This window comes from Yersinia enterocolitica subsp. enterocolitica, assembly GCF_901472495.1.
GTDB classification, from domain to species: domain Bacteria; phylum Pseudomonadota; class Gammaproteobacteria; order Enterobacterales; family Enterobacteriaceae; genus Yersinia; species Yersinia enterocolitica.
Genome location: NZ_LR590469.1, coordinates 652,698 through 669,090 on the forward strand (window position 1 = coordinate 652,698; position 16,393 = coordinate 669,090).

Here is a 16,393-nt window from a genome sequence, read left to right on the forward strand (position 1 = left end):
CATGAGTACCATCGACATTAAAGAGCTGACCAAACAGTTTAAAGGTCAACAGGTACTGCACGGTATCTCGCTTGAAGTGAACAGTGGCGAAGTGGTTGCGATAATCGGGCCAAGTGGTTCAGGTAAAACCACGTTGTTACGCAGCATCAATCTGCTTGAGACGCCTGACTCTGGGATTATTCGTGTTGGTGATATAGAGATTGATGGCAGTATCCCTATAAATAAGCAGCAACGGCAAGTTCGCGCATTACGACAAAAGGTCGGTTTTGTGTTCCAGAGCTTCAATTTATTTCCTCATCGCTCGGTGTTGGAAAATATCATTGAAGGGCCGGTTATAGTGAAGGGTGAAAAACGGTCAGAGGCTGTAAAACGTGCGCGTGAGCTGTTGGCGAAAGTTGGATTAAGTGGCAAGGAAAACGCTTATCCTCGTCGTTTATCCGGTGGACAACAACAGCGTGTGGCTATCGCGCGTGCACTCGCTATGCAACCTCAGGTCATTCTATTTGATGAGCCGACATCCGCATTAGACCCTGAGCTGGTGGGTGAGGTGTTAAATACTATTCGCGCATTGGCTGAGGAAAAACGGACGATGGTTATCGTCACTCATGAAATGAGTTTTGCTCGTGATGTGGCAGACCGGGCTATTTTTATGGATCACGGTAGGATTGTGGAACAAGGCCCGGCGAAAGAATTGTTTGCTCACCCGCAGCATGAACGTACCCGACAGTTCCTTGATAAGTTTTTGAATAATCACTGATCAAGCTGTTCCAGCTAACTATGCAATGTCATTGTGGGGGCAGTCATGTGGCCCCCATTTTGTTTTTATAATTATTCACAATGGAAAGGGAATAACGGCTAAAATTTCTTATAATTTATGTAGCTGATTATATTTATACGAAGGGCGGTTCTTTTCTTAAAATTTTATCAATGACATTTAACACGCCTGAATCATTATTCGAGTTGGTCTGATATTTCGCTATTTTTTTTATACGATCTGGCGCATTTGCCATAGCAAATCCAAATCCGGCATATTGCAGCATCTCAACATCGTTGCCACCATCACCAAAAGTCACGACTTCTTCATCTTTCACACCCCATATATTCTGGAGTAATTTAATACCATTGGCCTTATGTACACCAGGTATGATCAGGTCAACAGAACCATGGCCACTGGACACTGGCGTTACAATACCGCCTAATTCAGCCTCAATGAATGTCATAAAGTCAGCCAATTTTTCATCGGGCAAACTGATTGCGAACTTAAATGCGGGTTCTTCGATTTGACTGAAGTTATCAATAATTTTAAGTCGGTGGTAATATTTGCTCATGGTGGTGTAGAAAGTATTATCAGATGAACTGAGCATACAAGCACCATTCTTGCCACAAACAATAATATCAAGATGAGGTAGTGGTAAGATTGTTTTTAGAACTTTGTCACAGTTTTCATCGGATAGCACTCCGCAAAAAATTTCTGTATTTTCATTACTAACGTAGGCACCATTTTCGGCGACAAATGCGATTTCATCAGCGATATCGGGAAAGAATGAGATGAGCTGGTAATATTGGTTGCCACTGGCAACAACAAATTTTATTCCATTATCTTTTAATTGTGCATATTGAGCGCTAAACCGTTTCCTATCAAAATTCATCTGGTCGTTAAGAAAGGTTCCATCCATATCAACAGCAACGATTTTAATACCCATCTTGTTTCCCTCTTTTACATATTGAAGATAGTAGCTTGATAGAAAATATCTTAACGCTATTTATCTAAAAAAAAGCTAGCAAAATTTTGCTAGCTGGTAAAATTACCATACTCAGTCACAAATTTTATCTTTAGATGAATCTTAAAAATATGTTTACGCTGTATTAATTTTTGATGCGGTTATTCCTCGTTGATATATTTCAGCTTAAATGCCCCGACCGCAATAATAAGGAATGTCAGAGCCATAATGGCGAATGCGGTATAAAGATCAGTTAAGTGGGCAATAAAACCAATCAGCGCTGGCCCGCCCAGAACACCGAAGTAACCTAGTGTTGCAACCATTGCAACGGACATATTTACCGGCATCACTTTTTCCTGGCCCGCCAGGGTTATCAGTACCGGAACAATGTTTGCGGCCCCAACTCCGACTAGCGCGAAACCAAGCAATGTGAATTTCCAGTCGGGGATAATGACCGCAACCGCATAACCGATCATGGCGATGATACTGCTGAGAACCAGTACGCGTTTACGCCCCAAAAGGCTGACAACTTTATCGCCAGTGAAACGCATGATTGACATCGTTCCACCAAAAATTGCAAATCCCCAACCTGCATATGTTATATCAAGGCCACGGTCATTAGTGAGAAAAACGCCGCTCCAATCTAATACTGCACCTTCCGCCATAAAACAAATCATGCACATTAATGCCATTAACACGAGTCGGAAATTGGGTTTTGGTTTTGTTATCGCTTGCTCAGTAGGTTCTTTATGATCACCAAAGGGGATTAATTCATTGAGAACCGTCACGGTAATAATAGCGATTACTGCAATGGCAATGAATGTTACGGCAAGAGGCATCAAACCAAGCGTAAATAATATTGCACCACCACCTGCTCCTGCAATTGAACCAACACTGAACAAACAATGAAAACCTGACATTAGTGGTTTATCAGATGATTGTTCAACTAGTGAGCCTTGGACATTGACTGCAACATCTGCCAGACCGATTCCAGCGCCAAAGAAAAATAGGCATAAAGCCATCAAAGGGAATTGATCAATGATTGCCAGAGTAGGCAGGAATATACAGGCTAGGACGATACCTAATAGCATGATATTTCTACAACCAAAACGGCCGATGAGTTTCCCGGAGAACAGCATGGCTAGTAAAGAGCCAGTTCCCAAACAAAGCAACAGTAATCCTAACGAGCCAGCATCAAAATGCAGACGATTTTGTGCATAGGGTACCAGTGAAGCCCAAAGGCCCATTGCAAATCCTGCGACAAAAAATATTGCCCGTGTAGCGGAGCGTTTAGCATAAGTATCCAGAGTGGCATCGAGTGTAGAGCTAGACATTCAGTAGTTACCTTTCTCTGGTGAGTGGTCGCGAAATCAAATTTGTCAGCAATGTAAAATTACTTAATAAAAGACTTATATTAAGTCACAAAATATAATAATGGCGCTCAAGAAGTCAAGAACATTCTTGCCGTGGAAGGTGTTTATTTATAGGCGATAAATAGGGAATAGAATGTGAGCGCTGAAGTGAGACTTTTAGTGCTGAGGCAGGGTTTTAACATCATCGGCTTGGGTAAGTTAGCTATCAAAGACTCTAAAATTATTATAGGCGTCGAGGGTATATTCTGATATGCCCTTATGATAATCAGATTTTATACAATCGCGATAGACAAATTGCGGAATATGTTTGCTATCAAAATTTTTTAATAACTCGATAGCTAGCGCATCAATACATGCTTGATCGATGTTATTACCTGATATTGCTATGGTGGCCGGATTAATAATAACAATTAAAGATGAGGTGATATGCAGAAGCCTTTCAAACTCGGGGGTATGATGAGAGCAAGTACTCGTTCCGTTGGTTAAATTATCATAGAAAGGAAGTTTTGATACTTCCCCCGCGAATTGGCTAGCCCCACGTAGCATTTTTCCGGAAATAACCATGCCACAACCTGCGCAATGTCTTGGGGGCATGAATATGTAAGCGACTGGGTCATTTGTACCGCGGCAATCATTTCGGTAGAAGCCAAATGCAGTGTAATTCATATCATTGCCCACTTGAACAAAAATACCCAATTGGTTATTTAGCTGCTCAGCAATATCCAGTCCTTCTAAGTGAGTAATATCACAAGTTAGGACTTTTCCATCGACCACAACACCGGGAAGACCGAGGCCTAATGCTTTGATATTAGGATGTTTATCTATTATCTCTTTAATATGGTTAATTAATATTTCTACAGTCAGATTATTATAAATTTCATTATATTCTTGAGTTTTTTTGCCATCGGCCGAGGTGAGATAAGACGAAATAACGCCGCTGTCATTTGTACCCTCGGCATAGACACTTAATACACTAAAGTAATTTGGATTATATATATAGCGTTTGGCTGGCCGGCCACCGCGTGATTCATCGAGAGATTCCTCTATAACTTCTCCCTCAGCGCATAATTCATTCAGTATCGTGCCACAGGTTGCCAAACTTAAACCAGTTTGAGCGGATATATCGCTTTTCGTTGCAGATACCAGTGATTTTAATGTGCCAGTCACCAGCATAATATTTTTTTTCTTCATCTGTCTGGTAGTGTTAATCAGCACGGTTGTCATTTTTTTACCCATAATTTAACTGGAAGAAATATAACATGTTCGTATTTATGAATAAATAATATCATGATCCTCGCCGGATGCTACAGTGTTTAAAATGAGAGATAAACCCCTCGTGCTTGTCGAGAGATATTGGCAGCATTAGGTTTTAAGTGGGCCACAGAAGAGACCAAAATGCTTTATCAAGATAGCATTACGCATTGTCTTGGTGCAAAAAAGCCGTTGCCGCAATGGTATTTAATGGAGTTCAATGCGGAGATTATTGGCTGTGTGGGGCTAATTACTAATGATTTTATCAGCCGGATGGATCTGTATCCTTGGCTGTGTGCGCTCTATATTGAAGAGAACTTTCGTGGGCATGCTTATGGTGAGTTGCTGATAAAGCACTTGGCGGAAGAGGTCAAAAGCATCGGTTTCGACGAGTTACATTTATGCACTGACCATATTGGTTTCTATGAAAAATATGGTTTTACTTTTACCGGGATGGGCTATCACCCATGGGGTGAATCTTCACGAATTTATTCTCTGTCACTGATTTAATTGGAGTAGTGAAAAGAGCGAAGGAGATTGCTGTGAGTATAAATAAGGTTACATTGCAACGGGTCTATGATGCTGAACCACCTTATCAGGCCAATACTTTCTTGGTTGACCGTTTATGGCCGCGTGGGATCAGTAAGGCGCGCCTGGAGGGGGTTGTATGGCTAAAAGAGGTCGCACCGGATAACGCGTTGCGGCAATGGTTTCATCAGCATTTGGATTGGCCGGAATTTGTCATACGCTATCGGGCCCAGCTCAATAACTCTACGGCTTGGGAACCTTTGCTGGCGGTGTTGAAGCAACAGCCAATCACGTTGCTATATGGCAGTCGTGATGAGCAAAATAATCAAGCAGTCGTTTTACGCGATTTTCTTCTCAGTAAACTGTAGTCCTTTAACTTTACTCACTATTATTGAATCAATCGGTAGTGTCCGTTGCATTATTCAATAGCGGTTTAATATTAATCTTAGCCGTATTCGCGTTAAATTTAGCCCGTAAGTTTGTTTATCAAGCTACGGGCTGAATGTCTTTTTTAACCTACTGGCTTTTGTTCATACAAATCAGAGGTTGCACTGTTTTAGCGCCACTTTCTTTGACTGGCATATTTCTGTGTTCTGCTGCAACTTCTCGGGCGCGTTTACGCAAACTAAACCAGCCAACGACTAACAATACGGCGATGACAGGTAAAGTCGCAACGGTCCAGGTACCATTCGGATAATCTAACGCCATCATGATTAATACACCGGCCAGGAAAAATAGGGTTAGCCAGGATGTCACGGGAGCACCGGGCATTTTAAAGGCGACGGGTTTGGCCGTGCCGTTCTTTATCGCCTGACGTAATTTCATCTGACACACAATAATGAATGCCCATGAGCTAATAATCCCTAGCGACGCAATATTCAAAACAATCTCAAATACCTGTGATGGGACGAGAAAGTTAAGCACTACACCAAAAACATAAATGCCGACAGTGACCAGTATCCCGGCATAAGGGACTGATTGGGGACTCATTTGGGACATGAATTTTGGTGCTGAACCGCCCATCGATAATGAACGTAGAATGCGACCTGTAGAATACAGCCCCGAGTTCAGGCTGGAAAGAGCGGCGGATAGCACCACTATATTCATGATTGTCCCAATATAAGGAACGCCTAAGTTACTGAAGAATGTCACGAAAGGGCTTTGGCCGGCCTGATAGGCATTCCAGGGGAGTAAACATACCAACAGGACCACTGAGCCGACATAAAACAGGCCAATACGTAAAATCACACTATTGATCGCTTTGGGTAGCATTTTCTCTGGGTCTTTGCACTCGCCGGCTGCGGTGCCAATTAACTCAATACCTGCAAAAGCAAATATAACTCCCTGAACTAATACCAGTGCGGGAAGTAACCCGTGGGGGAAGAATCCGCCATTATCAGTGATCAGATGCATACCGGACGAGTGTTCACCTACACTCTGGCCGGTTCCAAGAAAGACAACCCCGACGACCAGAAATATGGAGATGGCGGCCACTTTAATCAATGCGAACCAGAATTCCATCTCCGCAAACCATTTAACGCCAATCATATTCATGGTGGCGACAATTGAAAGTGCGCCTAACGCAAACAGCCATTGGGGTACATCAGAGAAGGTTCCCCAATAATGCATATAGAGAGCAACGGCGGTAATATCGACGATCCCTGTCATTGCCCAGTTGAGAAAATACATCCATCCAGCAACATAGGATGCCTTTTCGCCGAGAAACTCGCGAGCATAAGAGACAAAACTACCACTGGAGGGGCGGTGTAAAATCAGTTCGCCGAGGGCTCTGAGAATGAAAAATGAGAAAACCCCGCATACCAAATAAACCAATGCTAATGCTGGGCCTGCCATTTGCAAACGAGCACCTGTACCTAAAAATAGGCCGGTACCAATAGAACCGCCGATCGCTATCATTTGTATATGACGTCGGCCCATACTTTTGTGATAGCCAGTATCATGAGAATCTAACCAGCGTTTTTTTGCGTCGTGATGGGTTTCTGCAGAGTGCTTTCCTGACATCATAGACATTCCCTATTTTCCTGTCTGTTGTGCAATCATCGTGAATGTATTACTGCAACCGATTGCTAAAGGTTAATGCATAAATAGCGTCTTAGCGCCTTCACTTGTTGTGGCTTTGATCATTACTCTTGAATTATGGGAGGGCATGCTATCGTTTCTATCGTGATGAGGCAAAAAAATATTCACTTATAAATTATTTTTTTTGCGGCATTAACGAAGTCACTAATTGAATGGCTAAGGTTAATTTATAATTACACCGCATGCTTACATATTAATACATTTAGTGTAACTATTGATTGTTTTTAGAACAACTCGTAACCGGTTGTTATGTCGATGAATGCGGAGAGCTTGTTTTTTTACTATAAATCAATTCTGTATATTTTCTATCGATACTATTTTTAGCCTGGCTTTATATTTTATTACTATCATTTTGGATTAAATTGCAGTTGATCTTAATTGGTTGAATTAGATGAAAACTTTTATGCAGATATTCTTTTTATATGCATGGTTTGTCTTTTGGGCACAAAACACATACTTTGGCATCGGGTCTATAGGTGTTTTAATTATGATCAATATAAAGGGTTGCCAATAAGGTATTACTCCAGGCATTGATAGCATACTGCGTTGAAACTGGGGGCAGCCGCTAAGCTATAGCACTTAAGGCCACGAGTAGACTGGCTGTCGTAAGCGAGCGATTTCATGCATGCAAAGTGTTTATATCTAAACAAAGATTTTAATCTAACCATTTTTAACTAAAAAAGCATAACAGAGAAACTTGATTACATTCGGATTTTTTAATTACAAAACACCGAGTTAAGTTAATTAAAATAAACCTGTCGTGATGCTCTCAAATGCAATAAGTATATCAGTATCTCTTGTTCTTTTGCTCTGAGTGGAGTGGTATCTTGAGGTTGAGCATTTACATCTTCTGTTTTTATTATTGATGTTAATAATAATATTGCTGATGTTAATAATAATTTTTAGCGACAGGTTAATCGATTACTTCCTTAAATAGGTCTGTGATAAATATCGAATATCATTAGCTGATCATAACATTCAATACGTTACCTCTTGTTCCTTAGGTGCTACCCAACAGTAGGTCTAAAATGAAAAAAACAAATCAGGACATCACTCTTGCTTGCGACGAAGAGATCGGTATGGCAGATAAGTTTTCCATCAAAACGTTGATTACCAACGTGAACAAAATGAATATAAACACTATGCCAATGGCTTTATTTATGACCATTTCGGCTATTGTGTTTATTTCGGCTTATGCCAGTTATCTACCCAAAAATATGATTGGTGGCTTGGCTGTTATTATGACGATGGGCTTTGTGTTATCCCATATTGGTCGCCATATTCCAGTATTAAAAGACATAGGTGGCCCAGCTATATTGTGTCTGATGGTGCCATCAGTGTTGGTCTACTTTGGTATTTTTCAAACCAATACGTTAGATACGGTTCACTTGCTGATGAAGGAGGCGAATTTACTCTATTTTGTCATCGCCAGTCTGGTTGTTGGCAGTATTCTTGGCATGAATCGCGTGGTACTCATTCAGGGAATGACACGTATGTTTATCCCGCTGGTAGTGGGAACCATCACTGCCGTCGCTACCGGGTTATTGGTGGGTAAGTTATTCGGTTTCTCCCTTTATCACACTTTTTTCTTTATTATTGTCCCGATCATCGGTGGTGGCATTGGTGAAGGTATCTTGCCGTTGTCCTTGGCTTATTCGGCGATTCTTGGGCAAGCACCTGATATTTATGTTGCCCAGTTGGCTCCAGCGGCAGTGGTCGGAAACATTTTTGCTATTATCTGTGCCGGTGTGTTGGCACGTATCGGTATGCGGCGCAAAGATCTGAATGGCGAAGGGATGTTAATTCGTTCAGCGCAAGACAATGCGGTGTTTACCTCGCAAGAAGGGCCAAAACAGGCTGATTTTCAGTTAATGGGCGGTGGGCTATTAATGACCTGTGCATTCTTCATTGTAGGTGGGTTATTTGAAAAGGTTGTGCATATTCCTGGCCCGGTACTTATGATTTTGATTGCCGTGATGTGCAAATACGCGCAGGTTATTCCGTCAAAAATGGAGCAGGGTGCGCACAGCTGGTATAAATTTGTTTCTACTACGTTGGTCTGGCCTCTAATGATTGGTCTGGGGATGTTGTATGTTCCGTTAGAAAGTGTTGTCGCCGTATTCTCCGTTGGCTATGTCGTGGTTTGTGGATCTGTTGTTTTATCAATGGCGGCCATCAGTTTCATTACTGCTCCCTATCTAAATATGTATCCCGTGGAAGCCTCCATTGTGACCAGTTGCCACAGCGGACTCGGTGGGACAGGGGATGTTGCTATTCTTTCCGCCTCAAACCGGATGTCATTGATGCCATTTGCACAGATAGCCACCCGTATTGGCGGTGCATCCACGGTAATTGGTGCCACATTGTTGTTAGGTTGGATAATTTAAAGCTGTTAGGTTGGATAATTTAAACAAACACTTTGAGTAATAGCATAACAAACGGCATTTTTTATCGGATGCCGTTTGTCATTGAGAATTAAGTTCTTCTTGGTGCTAATACTATTGGCAATACTGTTTTAATACCTCCTGCTGGCTGGGCAAGAGTTTATAGAGATAAACCGGCCGGCCGGTTGCGCCATACAGAACTTTAGTGCTGAGAACTTCAGTATCGGAAAGGTAAATTAAATATTTACGGCAAGAAACGCGTGAAATACCAATAGCATTTGCCATCTGCTCCGTCGAAAACTCCCCATCCTGTACTTCCAGAATCCATTCACATACAGTTCGTAGTGTTTGCGCTGTTAGCCCTTTGGGTAATTTTTTGCGCTCGACGGGCGTGGCATTACTACGCCGTAATAATGAATCGACATCTTCTTGCGCACAATATTCGCGCTGCCCCAGCAAACTCTGTTTTTCACGATAAGTCGACAGTGCTTCTTCAAAACGTGAGAATTGGAACGGCTTAATTAAGTAATCTACTACCCCGTATTGCAGTGCTTTTTTGATGGTATTCACATCAGTCGCAGATGAAATAACAATAACATCAGTATGCTCACTGAATTCACGTAAAACTGGCAGCAAGTCTAATCCATTGTCCTGGCGCATGAATACATCTAACAGGACCAGGTGAATCGGCTGTTCCGCTGCCATCACGTGCTCCCGGGCCTGCTGTAAACTGGAGACTGAGCCGCAGCAGTTGAAGCCCGCCACTTGGCTCAGATAACACTTGTTCAGCTCAGCTACCATTGCATCATCATCTACTATTAATACATTAATCATGATTTACCGCGCTGATGTTGTTTGAATAATTGTCACTGGAGATCATATTATTTGAGGTTACTTCGTAGGGGAGGTTGATAAAGAATTGGGTAAAAACACCCGCTTCTGAATCGAACTCAATATTGCCGCCAATACTTTCCAAACTCTGGCGAACCAGGCTCAAACCAATGCCGTGTTCATTTCCTTTCGTGGAAAAACCATTATCAAAAATACTGTCTTGCAACTCGGTTGCAATACCCGGCCCATCATCACTGACAACGCAATGTACACGGCCATTTTGATAATGGAAGCTGACATTAATTTCTCGTTGAGACTGGTTGCCAATGGCTTCCATAGCATTCTCAATCAGATTGCCCAAAACTGTAATTAAGGTAGTCGTTATTTGCTCATTATCGGTATCGGGCAACAAGCTATCGTCACTGATAGATAACGTGATACCCAAATCGCGTGCCCGGTTGATTTTCCCCAGCAGGAAACCGGCAATGATTGGAGATTTTACTTTGCGCAGAAGAGAGCCAATTTCCGCCTGATAATTATTCGATGTTTTAACAATATAATCTTCAAGTTGCTGATAATACTTCATATGCAATAAACCCAAAATCACATGGAGTTTATTCATAAACTCGTGCGACTGTGCTCGTAAGGCATCGGCATAATGCACCATGCCAGTGAGGCGTTGCATCAATTGACTCACTTCGGTTTTATCGCGGAAAGTGGCGATTGCGCCGATAATATCGCCTTTGACCATTACGGGAACAGTATTGGTCAGTAATATGCTGCCATTAAAGTTTATTTCTTCATCGCGTCGGGCAATCCCGGTTTCCAATACCTGCTCTAAATACAAACGCACTGGCCAATACTTGCTGGCACTACTGAGTAATAAATTCTCCATCGGCCCACTTTGTTTAAATAAGCGCTTCGCCTCATGGTTTACCACGGTAATGCGCGAGTTGGCATCAACTGCGATAACGCCTTCTTTAATGGATTGCAGCATGGCGTTACGCTGTTCAAATAAGTTGGAGATCTCGTAGGGTTCAAAACCCAACATAATTCTTTTCAGTGCTTTGACTAAAAACCAGGTGCCGAGTGATCCAATCAGCGCTCCAAATAATATGGTCCAGGGAATAGTCCAACGGGTTTCACTGACAACCGAGTCAATGCTGGTAAGAGAAATCCCAATTGCGACAACACCTATTTGTTTGCCGTGAGGTTCATAAACAGGAATAAAAATACGCAATGCTCTTTCCAGTACACCTCGGTTTATCGCGCTGTTTTCTTTGCCTTGTAGCGCAGGTTCTAAATCATTGCCGATAAAATGTTGTCCGATCATCTCTGGATTAGGATGTGAATAACGTATGCCGTTCATATCAGTCACAACAATAAATAGCAGGTTATTCGCTTTCTGAACTTGACTGGTATAGGACTGTATTTGTTTCCCAGTTTCAGGATCGGTTAATCCGTGAATGATGGTGGGCGAAAAAGAGAGCGACCGGGCGACGGCAACGGCTTTGTCTTGCAAACCCTCTTGTGCCATCTTGCTAAGTTGAACGAAGAACAGTGTGTGAACTACCAATAACACGGAGATAATCACCGCAGAAACCATGAGTGTGATAGATGTACTGAGTCGTAACGGCACTTTTTGCTTTCCAGCCGTGGTTGCATTGTTCATGTCATGCTCCAGAAACGCCGGCCTGTGTGACCCTCAGACATCCAGATTGATGAGATGGGTGTTATATCAATAGTTGCCAACAAAAAAGGATACAAACGAAGTTGCCCTGTAGTTTACGCCGTTTATTTATTAGGGCGCTAAGACTTGGGATTACTTTAGCTACATAACGATTTATATAGTTATCAAATTTCCCTCCTCTGCGGGACTGTCTGTATGGCAAGAGGAGGTGCAGGCTATTTATCGATCAATCAGATTGACGCAGGGTTGGGGCGATAATCAATTCAATCTCTTTAGTGGCTAGTTCTTCATGGGCTGTAGACGCCAAACCGGTATCAGTAATCACGGCATCAAAGTCAGTAAGAGGTAAGGCTAAATAAGTGGCAATCTTGCCGTATTTTGATGCGTCAGCCAGTAGCACGCGCTTGCTGCTAACCTCACTAACTGCCCGTTTCACCACAACTTTGTCTTCATCCGGTGTTGAAATGCCGCGAGACCCCCAGCAGGATGCTGAAATAAAGGCGATATCAATGGATAAATTTCGTAGCGCACGGGCGGCGGCATCACCGACACAAGAACGGTTTTCGCGACACAATGTGCCACCTGAATGGATCATTTTACATTGGCAGGATTCAATCAAAAAATTAGCGATGACAAAGTCATTGGTGACCACCAATAAATCATCCCTGGCTTCCAGTTGCCGTGCCAACGCCAGTGTGGTGGTTCCGGCATCAAGATAAATACAGCTATTACGTGGAATATGCAGCGCTGCCGCCATACCAATGGCGTTTTTCTGGCTGCTGTACATGAGCGTTTTATCTTGATGAGAGGGCTCAGCAGCCAGCCGCTCAGTCGAACGAACCCCACCCGAAACGGATAACACTGCACCTTGTTCTTCCAGTTTTTGCACGTCACGACGAATAGTCATGTGCGATACACCTAAACGTTCAGTCAGTTCAGCAATGCTGACGACGCCACGCTCGGCAACCAGTGCCAGTATCTGTTGGTGACGTTCAACGGGGATCACGTTCGCTCCTTATTCAGTTTGTTCATTACATGGCAATGGTAATTAATGTGATTATACGTCAGTGATTAGAAAATATTTCTCATTTTTTAACGCTAAGAATCACTAATTTATTCATTTTATTCCTTATGATGCCCACGCGAACCTCATTATTGATGTTAATTCATGTGATTTATGAGTCTTCTGTGTTAATTATTGTGATTTCATTCACAATAATACGGCAATCCCCTGGCTACCATTAACATAATAAATCAAATTATCACCAAAATTAACACGGAGGGGTTATGACTCACACAAAAATGCTATCAGCATGTGTCATGGAATCTGGCTTGATAAAAGAACAGGAGAGTATCTGATGCGATTAGGCGTTATTGCAGATGATTTCACCGGTGCCACAGATATTGCCAGTTTTTTGGTGGAGAATGGCATGTCGACGGTGCAAGTCACTGGCATACCTCAAACGGATTGTCAGGTGCGGGCAGACGCTATAGTGATCAGCCTAAAATCGCGCTCTGGTTCAGCAGAGAAGGCCGTGGCAGATTCTTTAGCGGCGTTGGCATGGTTACAACACCAGGGCTGCACACAATTCTATTTTAAATACTGTTCGACATTTGATAGCACTGCGCAAGGTAACATTGGTCCTGTGACTGATGCATTAATGGATGCTCTTGCTCAGCAACAAACTGTCATCTGCCCCGCGCTACCAATTAATGGGCGCACAGTATATCAAGGGTATTTATTTGTTATGGGGCAATTATTGTCTGAATCAGGGATGCGCCATCATCCGGTGACCCCGATGACTGACAGTAACCTCCTGCGCCTGATGGATGCGCAGAGTCGTGGGCGCAGTGGTTTGATCAACAGCTCCGTGATGGATCAAGGCGTTGACACGGTAAAATCACACTTGCGCAGTCTGAAAGATGAGGGCATTCGCTATGTGGTACTGGATACCTTAAACGACGACCACTTACTGACACAGGCTGAAGCGGTGCGCGATATGGTGTTGGTGACGGGGGGCTCTGGTTTGGCTATCGGCTTGGCGCAGCAGTGGATGAAAGGCGTTCAGCATCACTTACCTGCCACGTTAACCGGTGCCCCGCAAGGCAAGTTATGTGTTGTGTTATCCGGTTCTTGTTCAGCAATGACCAATCGGCAGGTCGCTCGCTATGTTCAACAGGCTCCAGCCCAGTCAATTGATATAACCCGTTGTCTAAATGAACCTGAATCCTATGCCAAAGAGCTCTGTACCTGGGTGATGGAGAATATCTCTGGGCCGTTGGCTCCGTTACTGTACGCCACATCTGAACCTGAGGTCATACAGAGTATCCAGCGGCAGTGGGGTGCGGCTGCCAGTAGTGAAGCGGTGGAACATCTGTTCGGGACTTTAGCACGGAGCTTGCAACGGCAAGGTGTCCAACGTTTCATCGTGGCCGGCGGCGAAACCTCCGGTATTGTCGCTCAATCTTTAGGTATTCAAGCTTTTCATATTGGGCCAGCCATCTCACCTGGGGTTCCTTGGGTAAAATCGACCGACCACCCCATTTCATTAGCGTTGAAGTCGGGTAATTTTGGTGATGAAAACTTTTTTGCCAGAGCACAAACGGAGTTCGCAGTATGAATGAGCAGCAGGCACGGGAAGATATGGTCAAGTTGGGAGCCTCCTTTTTCCAACGAGGTTACGCCACCGGCTCAGCGGGAAATCTGTCACTGAAACTGGCGGACGGCACATTATTAGCGACGCCAACGGGCTCCTGCTTAGGTGAGTTAAATGCTGAACGGCTATCAAAGGTCAGTTTAGCGGGGGAATGGATTTCGGGTGATAAACCCTCAAAAGAGATCAGCTTTCATCGTGCAATCTATCTTAATAATCCTGAGTGTGAAGCCGTCGTTCACTTGCATTGCCTTTATTTAACCGCACTTTCTTGCTTGCAAGGCCTTGATTGCCACAATGCCATTAAGCCCTTTACACCTTATGTGGTGATGCGGGTCGGCGATGTTCCTGTGGTGCCATATTACCGTCCGGGAGACCCTCGGTTAGGGGAGGCGTTGGCAAAGTTGGCTCCGCAGTATCGTGCTTTTTTACTGGCAAATCACGGCCCGGTCGTCGTGGGGAAAAGTTTGCGAGAAGCGGCAGACAATATGGAAGAGTTAGAGGAAACTGCACGCCTGATATTTACACTGGGTGACCGACCTATTCGTTATCTAACCGATGATGAAATCGCCGAATTAAGGAGTTAAATATGCCTAAGTTTGCTGCTAATTTATCCATGATGTTTACAGAAGTTCCTTTCCTTGAACGTTTCAAGGCGGCAAAAGACACGGGCTTCGGTGGTGTGGAGTTTTTATTTCCCTACGATTATCCAGCAGATCAATTGGCGGCGAAATTGAAAGAGCAAGGTTTGCAACAGGTGTTGTTTAATACCCTTCCCGGCGATATTAGTGCTGGTGAATGGGGGCTGGCGGCGCTGCCGAGTCGAGAAAAAGAAGCTCGCCGTGATATTGATTTGGCTTTGGAATATGCGCTGGCACTGGGCTGCCCATCTATTCATATCATGGCTGGTGTGGTACCTGTAGGCGCAGACCGAAAAAATTATCAACAGACATTCATCGACAATGTGCGTTATGCCGCTGACCGGTTTGCCGAGCATAATATTAATGTCATGATTGAAGCGTTAAATCCGAAGATAAAACCTAACTACCTGTTCTCCAGCCAATATCAAACATTGGAATTGGTTAACCTCATCAACCGTCCTAATGTATTTACGCAGTTGGATCTATTCCATGCGCAGATAGTGGACGGTAATCTCAGCCATTTAATTACCGCGTTCGCAGGGCGCTATGGGCATATTCAGATTGCATCAGTACCGGGCCGTCATGAACCCGATGAAGGTGAGATTAATTACGCCTATTTATTTGGACTACTGGATGAGATTAACTACAAGGGGTGGATTGGTTGCGAATATCACCCGAGAGCAGGTACCGTGGCAGGGCTGAGTTGGATACAACCCTATTTATCATAAGTATTAATATGCTGGTCGGCCCTTAGCATCGCAATACAATGTTTGGCGTTTATTAAAGGGCTGTTTACCGATACTATAATACTATTATGTCGGATTAATACGGCATAACATGTTTATCTGCTGTTTGTTATTATCTTACTCCCCCGCAAAACTTCCCTGCCTTATCGTTATTACGATGATATTGCAACAGTTCTGATAATTTTTCTCTGTAAAAACATAATTAAACTATTCAAAAACAACTGATATACAGTTTTCTAAACCTAGGATATCTTACTCTAAGAATTTCATGAGTAATTCATAAATCCAAAGGTTAAAGAAGCGCAAATCATAATTACTATTTTATATAAATTAAAACGTATATACCAAAAAGAATTCGAGTTGCGGGAAGGCGGCAATTGAGTAAGTCCCGCTGAGCTTACTTAAGTAAGTGATTCGGGTGCACGAGAGCAGCCAACGCACATGCAGCTTGAAGGATGAAGGGTATAAGTATTT

General features: G+C 43.3%; 14 protein-coding genes. 7 read left to right on the forward strand and 7 right to left on the reverse strand.

Annotated features, from left to right (window positions below):
- Nucleotide 1 precedes the first annotated feature (1 nt).
- The gene (gene tcyN / locus FGL26_RS03010; protein ID WP_005168910.1) at nucleotides 2–757 is read left to right on the forward strand and encodes an L-cystine ABC transporter ATP-binding protein TcyN; all 756 of its coding nucleotides are present in this window, start codon (nucleotides 2–4) and stop codon (nucleotides 755–757) included.
- A 133-nt stretch (nucleotides 758–890) separates the two neighbouring features.
- Here tcyN and FGL26_RS03015 read toward each other — a convergent pair whose 3' ends face one another.
- From FGL26_RS03015 to FGL26_RS03025, 3 genes are all read right to left on the reverse strand, one after another.
- Nucleotides 891–1,703, reverse strand: coding sequence for a Cof-type HAD-IIB family hydrolase (locus FGL26_RS03015; protein WP_005168914.1), 813 nt, complete (start codon nucleotides 1,701–1,703; stop codon nucleotides 891–893).
- A 179-nt stretch (nucleotides 1,704–1,882) separates the two neighbouring features.
- Entirely contained in the window at nucleotides 1,883–3,055 is a 1,173-nt protein-coding gene (locus FGL26_RS03020; RefSeq protein WP_011816585.1) for an MFS transporter, read from the reverse strand.
- A 237-nt stretch (nucleotides 3,056–3,292) separates the two neighbouring features.
- Nucleotides 3,293–4,318, reverse strand: coding sequence for an ROK family protein (locus FGL26_RS03025; RefSeq protein WP_005168920.1), 1,026 nt, complete (start codon nucleotides 4,316–4,318; stop codon nucleotides 3,293–3,295).
- 126 nt (nucleotides 4,319–4,444) lie between these two features.
- On the opposite strand from FGL26_RS03025, the gene FGL26_RS03030 reads away from it, so the two are divergent.
- Nucleotides 4,445–4,855, forward strand: a complete 411-nt coding sequence (locus FGL26_RS03030) for a GNAT family N-acetyltransferase (RefSeq protein ID WP_042593225.1) — start codon at nucleotides 4,445–4,447, stop codon at nucleotides 4,853–4,855.
- 32 nt (nucleotides 4,856–4,887) lie between these two features.
- The gene (locus FGL26_RS03035) at nucleotides 4,888–5,241 is read left to right on the forward strand and encodes a DUF488 domain-containing protein (RefSeq protein WP_005168925.1); all 354 of its coding nucleotides are present in this window, start codon (nucleotides 4,888–4,890) and stop codon (nucleotides 5,239–5,241) included.
- A gap of 148 nt (nucleotides 5,242–5,389) precedes the next feature.
- Here the strand turns inward: FGL26_RS03035 and ansP are convergent, their stop codons facing one another.
- Entirely contained in the window at nucleotides 5,390–6,904 is a 1,515-nt protein-coding gene (gene ansP, locus FGL26_RS03040; RefSeq protein ID WP_032912707.1) for an L-asparagine permease, read from the reverse strand.
- Between the two features lie 1,097 nt (nucleotides 6,905–8,001).
- Here ansP and FGL26_RS03045 point away from each other — a divergent pair.
- Complete coding sequence (locus FGL26_RS03045) at nucleotides 8,002–9,360, forward strand: 2-hydroxycarboxylate transporter family protein (protein WP_005168928.1); 1,359 nt, start codon at nucleotides 8,002–8,004, stop codon at nucleotides 9,358–9,360.
- A gap of 111 nt (nucleotides 9,361–9,471) precedes the next feature.
- Here the strand turns inward: FGL26_RS03045 and dcuR are convergent, their stop codons facing one another.
- The 3 genes from dcuR to ygbI all read right to left on the reverse strand — a co-directional run bounded on the left by dcuR (nucleotide 9,472) and on the right by ygbI (nucleotide 12,884).
- Nucleotides 9,472–10,191 carry a two-component system response regulator DcuR gene (gene dcuR / locus FGL26_RS03050; RefSeq protein ID WP_005168932.1) on the reverse strand — a complete coding sequence of 240 codons (720 nt, stop codon included), beginning with the start codon at nucleotides 10,189–10,191 and terminating at the stop codon, nucleotides 9,472–9,474.
- Nucleotides 10,184–11,860 carry a sensor histidine kinase gene (locus FGL26_RS03055; protein ID WP_005168935.1) on the reverse strand — a complete coding sequence of 559 codons (1,677 nt, stop codon included), beginning with the start codon at nucleotides 11,858–11,860 and terminating at the stop codon, nucleotides 10,184–10,186. Before FGL26_RS03055 ends, dcuR begins: the two co-directional genes overlap by 8 nt.
- A gap of 244 nt (nucleotides 11,861–12,104) precedes the next feature.
- Nucleotides 12,105–12,884 carry a DNA-binding transcriptional repressor YgbI gene (ygbI, locus tag FGL26_RS03060; RefSeq protein WP_005168938.1) on the reverse strand — a complete coding sequence of 260 codons (780 nt, stop codon included), beginning with the start codon at nucleotides 12,882–12,884 and terminating at the stop codon, nucleotides 12,105–12,107.
- Nucleotides 12,885–13,236: 352 nt separating this feature from the next.
- On the opposite strand from ygbI, the gene otnK reads away from it, so the two are divergent.
- Genes otnK through otnI form a run of 3 tightly spaced genes read left to right on the forward strand, consistent with a single transcriptional unit; the run spans nucleotide 13,237 to nucleotide 15,901 of the window.
- Entirely contained in the window at nucleotides 13,237–14,499 is a 1,263-nt protein-coding gene (gene otnK / locus FGL26_RS03065; RefSeq protein ID WP_005168940.1) for a 3-oxo-tetronate kinase, read from the forward strand.
- The gene (gene otnC / locus FGL26_RS03070; protein WP_005168943.1) at nucleotides 14,496–15,119 is read left to right on the forward strand and encodes a 3-oxo-tetronate 4-phosphate decarboxylase; all 624 of its coding nucleotides are present in this window, start codon (nucleotides 14,496–14,498) and stop codon (nucleotides 15,117–15,119) included. Before otnK ends, otnC begins: the two co-directional genes overlap by 4 nt.
- A 2-nt stretch (nucleotides 15,120–15,121) precedes the next feature.
- The gene (gene otnI, locus FGL26_RS03075; RefSeq protein WP_005168948.1) at nucleotides 15,122–15,901 is read left to right on the forward strand and encodes a 2-oxo-tetronate isomerase; all 780 of its coding nucleotides are present in this window, start codon (nucleotides 15,122–15,124) and stop codon (nucleotides 15,899–15,901) included.
- Nucleotides 15,902–16,393 lie beyond the last annotated feature (492 nt).

Coding starts and splice junctions, on each gene's coding strand:
- FGL26_RS03020 (WP_011816585.1), bottom strand. CDS start 3,055: ATGTCTAGCTCTACACTCGATGCCACTCTGGATACTTATGCTAAACGC.
- dcuR (WP_005168932.1), bottom strand. CDS start 10,191: ATGATTAATGTATTAATAGTAGATGATGATGCAATGGTAGCTGAGCTG.
- otnI (WP_005168948.1), top strand. CDS start 15,122: ATGCCTAAGTTTGCTGCTAATTTATCCATGATGTTTACAGAAGTTCCT.
- ansP (WP_032912707.1), bottom strand. CDS start 6,904: ATGTCTATGATGTCAGGAAAGCACTCTGCAGAAACCCATCACGACGCA.
- FGL26_RS03045 (WP_005168928.1), top strand. CDS start 8,002: ATGAAAAAAACAAATCAGGACATCACTCTTGCTTGCGACGAAGAGATC.
- FGL26_RS03015 (WP_005168914.1), bottom strand. CDS start 1,703: ATGGGTATTAAAATCGTTGCTGTTGATATGGATGGAACCTTTCTTAAC.
- otnK (WP_005168940.1), top strand. CDS start 13,237: ATGCGATTAGGCGTTATTGCAGATGATTTCACCGGTGCCACAGATATT.
- otnC (WP_005168943.1), top strand. CDS start 14,496: ATGAATGAGCAGCAGGCACGGGAAGATATGGTCAAGTTGGGAGCCTCC.
- FGL26_RS03025 (WP_005168920.1), bottom strand. CDS start 4,318: ATGACAACCGTGCTGATTAACACTACCAGACAGATGAAGAAAAAAAAT.
- FGL26_RS03055 (WP_005168935.1), bottom strand. CDS start 11,860: ATGAACAATGCAACCACGGCTGGAAAGCAAAAAGTGCCGTTACGACTC.
- tcyN (WP_005168910.1), top strand. CDS start 2: ATGAGTACCATCGACATTAAAGAGCTGACCAAACAGTTTAAAGGTCAA.